Raw genomic sequence first — 6,857 nt, 5'->3', positions numbered from 1 at the left:
CTCCCACTTTCACTGGTGCTTCGTACCCATACGTTTAGAAGTGGGAGACTTCTTTCGGAATTACGTTAAAAGATTTATCGTTCACAACTTATCTCTTTTTCACCTCATACAGAAGACCTTAGAAAAAGATGTCCACGAATGACTATTTTATCACTCATGAACATCTCTTCTATTGAATTGGCATGTATTATTAAAAAACTACAAATCCCAGTACAGCTATGGCTACAGGTAGTCCCGCCGCAAATACAATATCAATGGGATTGACTGTCATCTTCAGCTGCATCACGCGTTCTTCGCTGAACCCTTTAGATTCCATGGCCAGAGACAAGCGTTCTGACCAGTGCACCATTCGAATCATCATCGTAAAAAGTGGCTTGCTGTCCAGAGGCTTGACGGGAATGTTTCTGACCTGAAGTGCCAGTCTGGACTGTTCGTGTTCGGTCTTGATCAGTGAGGTCAGGTTCACTGCAGTCAAAATGGCATAGCCCATTTTCATTGGCATCTTAGCCTGCTGAATTAGACTGGCAATCAGTTCACCGGAATCGGTAGTCATCCCGTAACTAATACCAAGCATGGCAAAGGCAAAAATGCGCGAACTCAGATTCAGACCATTCACCAGATCCCGTCCAGTCGGCAAGGCTAAATCAGAAGCACCGGAAGCAAATTGAACGCCTTCGGAACTGAACAGCCAGCCGGTGAAGAAGTAGCTCATCGAAACCACCGCAAGCGGCAGGACTACTTTCATCAGGCGGGCAGGCTCAGTGCGTCTGGAAGTAGCCAAAAAAAGCATCCCTACAAAGGAAACTGTAAGGTTTACTCGCCAGTCAAAGGTGAGGCCTAAAGCGATACTGCCTAGCAGAATTCCAACCGTCTTGGCGGTCGGATTGATAGAATCGATCATCTTTGCTTCCACACCCTTTTCTCTCTAATTTCAACTATCTGATCAGCATAAGCGTCAACCAGATGACGGTCGTGACTGGTAAACAAACAGGTCATCCCCGCCTGACACAGTTCACTGAGTTTATCCATAATCAGTTTGGCATTGGCGGCATCCTGCCCGTAAGTCGGTTCATCAACGAGGAGCAATTGCTGCTTGCCGACGGTCATGCAGATAACAGCCAAGCGGCGCTGCTGACCCTGACTAATGACCCATGGTGACTGCTTTTCTTTCTGCTCGAAGCCGTGTTTAGACAAAATCGCTCTCGCTTCCGGTTCAACCTGGCTTTCCTCAACTGTCTCCCAGGCTCGCAAACTAACCGCCATCTCATCTAAGAGCGTTGTTTTGACAAACTGCAGAGAGGGATCCTGGAACACCAGCCCCACTTGAGCGTAAAGGTCTTTAGGTTTTAATTTCTTTGTATCATCCTGGTTGAGTCGAATGTCACCTTTGTAAGGGGCCGCTTTTAAAATCGCCTTGAATAAAGACGACTTGCCGACTCCGCTGGGCCCGATTAAAGCAGTGAGAGAGCCTTTTTTGAGTTCAAAGCTGGCTTCTTCTATCAAGGTGTGAATTCTGGTTTCTTTTTTGAAAAAAGAACGGCGCACGGTTTCTTCATAGAAAACTGATACATTGTCCAGTTCCAAAACAGATTCGTCCGACTGAACCGGCTTTCTATTCAATTCAAGCTCATCAAGCCAGATGCCTTCAGCCATCAAGCGTCTGATTCGTGACTCTTGATCTGCCAGTTCGGACAAATCGGTCAGCTGCTGCTTAGCATCCATCAGAAGCCAGCGGTCTACATCAGCCCATCTTTTGACATGATGATCGATTATGAGAACCGCTTTACCACTGGCAGTCAGCTCATTGATGTAGCTCATGTAAGTCTCAACCGTTTCATCGTCCATGTTGGCAAAAGGTTCGTCCATAATGAAGAGCGGCACGTCAGTCAGCGAGGCACAGATAAAGGCGGCTTTTTGCAGTTCCCCGCCGGACAAATCATCAAAGGAGCGGTCCAGCAGATTTCTCAGACCGAATAGTGCGGCCTTCTGCTCAATCACCTGATTTATCTCGCTTACAGCTTTGCGTTTGTTTTCCAGACAAAAGACCATTTCCTCTCTCAGCGTCCGCATGGAAAAAGACAGCCGGGCATTCTGGAAGATTGTCTGTACTTTATCTGAACGCTCGACTACCGACAGTCTGCTTATGTCCTCTCCTTTTATGGCAAGTCGGTCAACAGCCTGCTTTCCGCCGTATTCGGGATAATACCCATTTATCAAGTTAGCCAGGGTGCTTTTCCCGCTGCCGCTTCTCCCGCAGAGAAGGACGGTCTCACCCGGTTGAATATCAAGACTGACTTGGTCAATCAGCTGTTTTCCGTCTATTTCAAATGTCAGATTCTTTATGGATAGAACGGGTTCATTCAACGGCGTCACTTTCTTTCAGGTTATGATTCAGTACACCGGCTTCATTAAGCTTGTCACACAACCATTTTGCCACGAAACCGGTGAAAAACAAGGCGCTCGACAGACGAATGACGAAAATCGACAGGACGATACCCCAGTTCATAGCCAGATAGTTGGCTCTGTACCCTGTCCAGACAAAGGACAATAGTGTGGTGATTACGGCAGCCAGCATCGATACTTTGTAAGTGTATTTTTCATAGCGAGTAGCGAAGAAGGCCAGCTCGACACCCATGCCCTGAATAAAAGCAGAGATCAGTACGATTGCTCCGAACATATTGCCTAAAAGGATTTGCACGAGTGCAGTGGCCACTTCAGTGACAACACCGACTACCGGCTTTCTAATCATGTAGGTCGTGACAAGGGCTGCCGAGTACCAGATACCATAAAAGGGTTCATAGCCGAGTATGCCGAGTCCCATCGGTGTCAGTACAGCAGTCAAAGCAGTTCCCGCATATACAGCCATTAAAAAGACAATCCCAAAAACGACGGCAATCAAAGACATCAACAAATAGTCGCGAAGACTTAATGGTTTTCTGTTCATTAGATTTCTCCCTCCGGTACGTTACAGTGCAAGGTGAATTGACTGATGTAGTGACTGACTTCACTGCCGACTGTGTGCGACACATATTCCAGATAGTCGAAGACATCCTGTGCGCTGCCACCCAGATTCGTTCCGTAATGACCAGAACCTGTCACCACACCTCTATCGATCCCTTCGTTGACGACCTTGGCAATAGTTGCCATATAGTTGTCAGAGCCCATTGGGTAAAGGGCAAACTTCCCGATTACCGGAAAATCGATTGCTTCTGTTTCGGCCTGATTGACTCTTGGATCGTCAAGTTCCAGTGTGTAGTCACTGTCCGTATCTCCGGGACACCCTTTTGAAATAGTCGATTCGAGAGTCATATGAACCCCTTCCTTGTAGGCATACAAAAAGGCAGCCTTCAGTGCATCGAATACCGCTTCTTCTTTCCCACGGTAAACTGTTGAAATATGGTCGGTCTGTGCCCAGACTTTCGATAGATCGACCTGCTTGATCGCACCTAAAATGATCGATTTGAAATCGTCACTCATCGGCGATAAATTGAAACGTGCGCCTGTAATTTCCAAAGTGGAACCAGGCTTTCCGACTGAACAATTTCCGTAGTTGACATAGTTTTTCTGCATGAAAAAAACTCCTCCTAACGAAAAAAAACCATAGGAAAGAGCCATAATATATAAGATACTTCCTACGCAGCCATTACGCTGATCAGGTTACTGGTCTGATATACATCACTCTCAGCCTCCAATTCGAGACTCCCAGGATCTTCCGTATTTAATTTTGTTGTACCACAATGACTATACCAATTTGACGAACAGAATACAATACATTTTTAACTGCTTTCATCTGTTTTCTGCCCCCCCTTGTCTAACTGAGGCTTTTAAGCATAATCCAGTCCGTCTGCTCGTCGTTCCCCATGAAAAAGGAGTGACTCCCTACTTTCTTGAATCCTTTGGCTTTATAGAATGCTTTCGCAGGCTCGTTATGTTCCCAGACACCCAGCCAGATGCTCGTGCAGCCCTGTTCTTCAGCTGTCTCGACTGCCTTGTTTAAAAGACTCGTCCCCAACCCTCTGCGCTTGAATCCAGTACGGATATAGATCCGTTCGATTTCCAGTCCATCAGGATCGATGTCTTCCGTTCTCGCTTCTCCTGCATTCAGTTTCAGATAACCGGCCAGTTCATCGTCTGCATATAGAAAGTAAAATCGTGACCCTTCTGTGGCGAGCTCCTGACTCAGCTTCTCTTTTGTACAGGCTTTGGACAGGTAATCTGTCATGTTTTCTTCTGTGTTGTCTTTTTCGAACGTATCTGTAAAGGTCTCGATACTGATAGCCTGAAGGGTATCCAGATCCTCTAGTCCAACCAATTTAAAATACGTGCTCATTCGGTTCTCCCCTTTTGCTTAAGAAGTTTATGTCTATTTTCTAAGTGCCGTAAAGTGTCTGGTCGACTGATCGACCGCATCTCTGACCCGGTAAAGTCTGGCTTCTGCTTTGCCTATTTTTCCGATTGTAACTAGACCATTTTTCTCGAGCTCGTTTCCAATGGCACTAAACTGATATTCATCCAATTCGATGTCGTCATATGTCCGCCAGACTCTGATACCTTTTTCCAGGATGGCTGTCCCTTCAGGTTTGAGTGTCGGATTCGGTGCACGGTATTCGCCTAAGTGCATGGCCGTTGAGGTGTCATAATCCGTTCCGACTGCCAGAATCAGGGCATTCTCGTCATAAAGTTTTTTGAGCGGCGAGCCTTCACCCAGTCCAAAGTTCAGAGAGTGACCTGACGTGAGTTGATCAGCGTTCTTTCCCCAGGCTGTAAAAGAGACTGCCGGATGACTGCTTCTTCTGACATTCGGATACGAACGGAACAGATTGGCCACTACACCCATATACGGGCAAGGTGTCTTTTCGGGATCAAAGGCCGGCATCGTTTCGCGAATGGTGTCCCACCAGCTTTCAGGGACTGGCGGATACTGCCATTTTGACGGCTCGCTCCAGTCACCCGTCTGAGACGGCATGACCAGCGTCCCTTCTCTTTCATCGATTACCGTCATCAACGCATCAACGAAGGCCTGGGCTCCCCCATTTACCCAGCCGACTTTTGACAATGACGTATGAACAAGGACTATGGCATCTTTCTTCAGCCCTAAATTTATCATGTCCTCCGCTAGTGACTGCACGGTGTGTGGCCATGCCGTATTTTTGATCAGTTCTTCTCCCATAGGGACCACTTCCTTCATCTGCTCATTTATGTATGAAAAAACGCCCGAACACATCGACCGGTCCAGGCGCATGATTCTTATTCAGTTTAATCTTCTGACGGCACGATTTCAATGGTTTCTGATGCCAGCTGCAGCTTATTATCAGAGGCCTTGATCCGTCTGAGAATGGTCCGGAACAGCTCATCTCTGACTTTTCGTCGTTCTCTCGTTCCGACAATGTACCTCAGGCTCACTTTTACCCAGTTGTCATCAAAAGAGACAAAGACCTGTGGCTTGAGTGACGTATTCTCAATTCTATACGATCACACCGGTTGTCATCACTAATTCGGTTGATTATCAGGACATTTTGAATCTTACAAATCTAGATGTCGACTTTGGCGACAAGATCATTCGTGCCATGCCTTAATAAAAATTGACAGGCAAAAGCGGATCGCTTCCTTGATGGGAGAAGCGGTCCGCTTTTTTCAGTTATCTGAATCAGGTTGCATCAATGAGTTTAAAGGCACGCCTGACTGCTCGTTCCAGTAGCTCAGGTCCTTTGTCCATCGCTTCTTTCAAAGTCATCGGTGCGTCCACGATCGGCAGGACAGCTTGGATGTGCTCTTCAGGAACATCTGCCAGACCTTCTTCGATTTTTCCGGCAAACAGAATCACAGGAACCTCATCCTCCCGGCACATGCGGCTGATCCCTACAGGAACCTTACCTTGGAGAGACTGGGTATCGAATTTTCCTTCTCCAGTAATTACCAGATCTGCATCATTTAAAAGTGCCTTGAAGTTGCCTCTATCAGCCAATAGAGTCAGGCCGCTCTGGAAGGTGCATCCAAAAAAGGATAATGCCGCAAACCCAATTCCCCCAGCAGCTCCCGCTCCTTCTATTTCAGTCATCTTACTCTGTGTGCACTCTTCAACCAGGCGGGCATATTCAGCCATTGCCTCGTCATAGTCTGGCAGCTCATCTTTGGATAGCCCCTTCTGTTCCCCTAATACATAGACGGCTCCGTTCTGTCCCAAAAGAGGGTTGGACACATCCGAAGCCAGCTCCCATTTCACAGAAGTCACCCGTTTATCCAGTTCAGAGGCATCTATGGCTTCGACTGCTTTCAAATTGACGGGCAATACTGGAAGAGACTTTCCTTCTACATCTTTAAATATTACCCCAAGCGCCTGAAGCATGCCCATTCCTCCATCGGTTGTCGCACTGCCGCCCAGACCAAGGATAATCGTTTCAGCCCCGTAATCAAGCGCCTGTCTGATCTGTTCCCCCACACCGTAACTGGTATGATTTTCAGGATGAAAAGTTTCAGGATCTGCCTGAATGATTCCGGCCCCTTCTGCGACTTCAATGACCGCTGTATTATTTTCTTCAATCCATCCCCATCGGCCTTCATAAGGCTGACCGTTGACGCCAGTAATGGTCCGGATGATCACTTCCCCTTTTTCTGCTCTGACGAATGCATCTACTGTGCCTTCTCCGCCGTCAGCGATAGGAAAGCTTACGACTTCATGATGTCGCAGTGCATCGATCACCGACTGATTTGCCTCTTCACTAGTCATTGACCCCTTGAATGAATCAATTGCTGCAATAATTTTCATCTGACCGTACTCCTTTTAGTAACTCAAGTTTTGCAGTTGAATATCCAGGTTTAACCCTTGCGGTTATTGAAACTTCTTATAAATAATTATC

Annotated in this window: 9 protein-coding genes and 1 riboswitch; of the genes, 1 reads left to right on the top strand and 8 read right to left on the bottom strand. The window is 47.0% G+C overall.

Annotation, left to right across the window (positions count from 1 at the left end; genetic code table 11):
• Positions 1 to 190: 190 nt before the first annotated feature.
• The 7 genes from ABFX15_RS09705 to ABFX15_RS09675 all read right to left on the bottom strand — a co-directional run bounded on the left by ABFX15_RS09705 (position 191) and on the right by ABFX15_RS09675 (position 5,403).
• Positions 191 to 913, bottom strand: a complete 723-nt coding sequence (locus tag ABFX15_RS09705; RefSeq protein WP_346025221.1) for an energy-coupling factor transporter transmembrane component T family protein — start codon at positions 911 to 913, stop codon at positions 191 to 193.
• Positions 898 to 2,364, bottom strand: a complete 1,467-nt coding sequence (locus ABFX15_RS09700) for an ABC transporter ATP-binding protein (RefSeq protein ID WP_346025220.1) — start codon at positions 2,362 to 2,364, stop codon at positions 898 to 900. Before ABFX15_RS09700 ends, ABFX15_RS09705 begins: the two co-directional genes overlap by 16 nt.
• On the bottom strand, positions 2,357 to 2,944 hold the full coding sequence (locus tag ABFX15_RS09695) for an ECF transporter S component (RefSeq protein ID WP_346025219.1): 588 nt from the start codon (positions 2,942 to 2,944) through the stop codon (positions 2,357 to 2,359). Before ABFX15_RS09695 ends, ABFX15_RS09700 begins: the two co-directional genes overlap by 8 nt.
• The gene (locus ABFX15_RS09690) at positions 2,944 to 3,570 is read right to left on the bottom strand and encodes a YkoF family thiamine/hydroxymethylpyrimidine-binding protein (RefSeq protein ID WP_346025218.1); all 627 of its coding nucleotides are present in this window, start codon (positions 3,568 to 3,570) and stop codon (positions 2,944 to 2,946) included. Before ABFX15_RS09690 ends, ABFX15_RS09695 begins: the two co-directional genes overlap by 1 nt.
• A gap of 41 nt (positions 3,571 to 3,611) precedes the next feature.
• Positions 3,612 to 3,716, bottom strand: a riboswitch (TPP riboswitch).
• Between the two features lie 95 nt (positions 3,717 to 3,811).
• Positions 3,812 to 4,330 (bottom strand): GNAT family N-acetyltransferase, encoded by a 519-nt coding sequence (locus ABFX15_RS09685; RefSeq protein WP_346025217.1) that lies wholly within the window; start codon positions 4,328 to 4,330, stop codon positions 3,812 to 3,814.
• A 33-nt stretch (positions 4,331 to 4,363) separates the two neighbouring features.
• Entirely contained in the window at positions 4,364 to 5,170 is an 807-nt protein-coding gene (locus tag ABFX15_RS09680) for an AAC(3) family N-acetyltransferase (RefSeq protein WP_346025216.1), read from the bottom strand.
• Between the two features lie 86 nt (positions 5,171 to 5,256).
• Positions 5,257 to 5,403 (bottom strand): hypothetical protein, encoded by a 147-nt coding sequence (locus ABFX15_RS09675; protein ID WP_346025215.1) that lies wholly within the window; start codon positions 5,401 to 5,403, stop codon positions 5,257 to 5,259.
• Positions 5,404 to 5,447: 44 nt separating this feature from the next.
• Between ABFX15_RS09675 and ABFX15_RS09670 the strand changes: the two genes are divergently transcribed.
• Positions 5,448 to 5,576, top strand: coding sequence for a hypothetical protein (locus ABFX15_RS09670; protein ID WP_346025214.1), 129 nt, complete (start codon positions 5,448 to 5,450; stop codon positions 5,574 to 5,576).
• Positions 5,577 to 5,647: 71 nt separating this feature from the next.
• Here ABFX15_RS09670 and ABFX15_RS09665 read toward each other — a convergent pair whose 3' ends face one another.
• Positions 5,648 to 6,766, bottom strand: coding sequence for a glycerate kinase family protein (locus ABFX15_RS09665; protein WP_346025213.1), 1,119 nt, complete (start codon positions 6,764 to 6,766; stop codon positions 5,648 to 5,650).
• Between the last annotated feature and the right edge of the window lie 91 nt (positions 6,767 to 6,857).

It is taken from the genome of Alkalibacterium indicireducens, assembly GCF_039522005.1.
GTDB classification, from domain to species: Bacteria; Bacillota; Bacilli; order Lactobacillales; family Carnobacteriaceae_A; genus Alkalibacterium; species Alkalibacterium indicireducens.
Note: the sequence above shows the minus strand (reverse complement) of the source record. Positions and strands in the feature narration are given on the sequence as shown.

Bases quoted from the DNA above. Each gene is read 5' to 3' on its own strand.
- ABFX15_RS09690 (WP_346025218.1), bottom strand. From the start codon at position 3,570: ATGCAGAAAAACTATGTCAACTACGGAAATTGTTCAGTCGGAAAGCCT.
- ABFX15_RS09680 (WP_346025216.1), bottom strand. From the start codon at position 5,170: ATGGGAGAAGAACTGATCAAAAATACGGCATGGCCACACACCGTGCAG.
- ABFX15_RS09685 (WP_346025217.1), bottom strand. From the start codon at position 4,330: ATGAGCACGTATTTTAAATTGGTTGGACTAGAGGATCTGGATACCCTT.
- ABFX15_RS09695 (WP_346025219.1), bottom strand. From the start codon at position 2,944: ATGAACAGAAAACCATTAAGTCTTCGCGACTATTTGTTGATGTCTTTG.
- ABFX15_RS09665 (WP_346025213.1), bottom strand. From the start codon at position 6,766: ATGAAAATTATTGCAGCAATTGATTCATTCAAGGGGTCAATGACTAGT.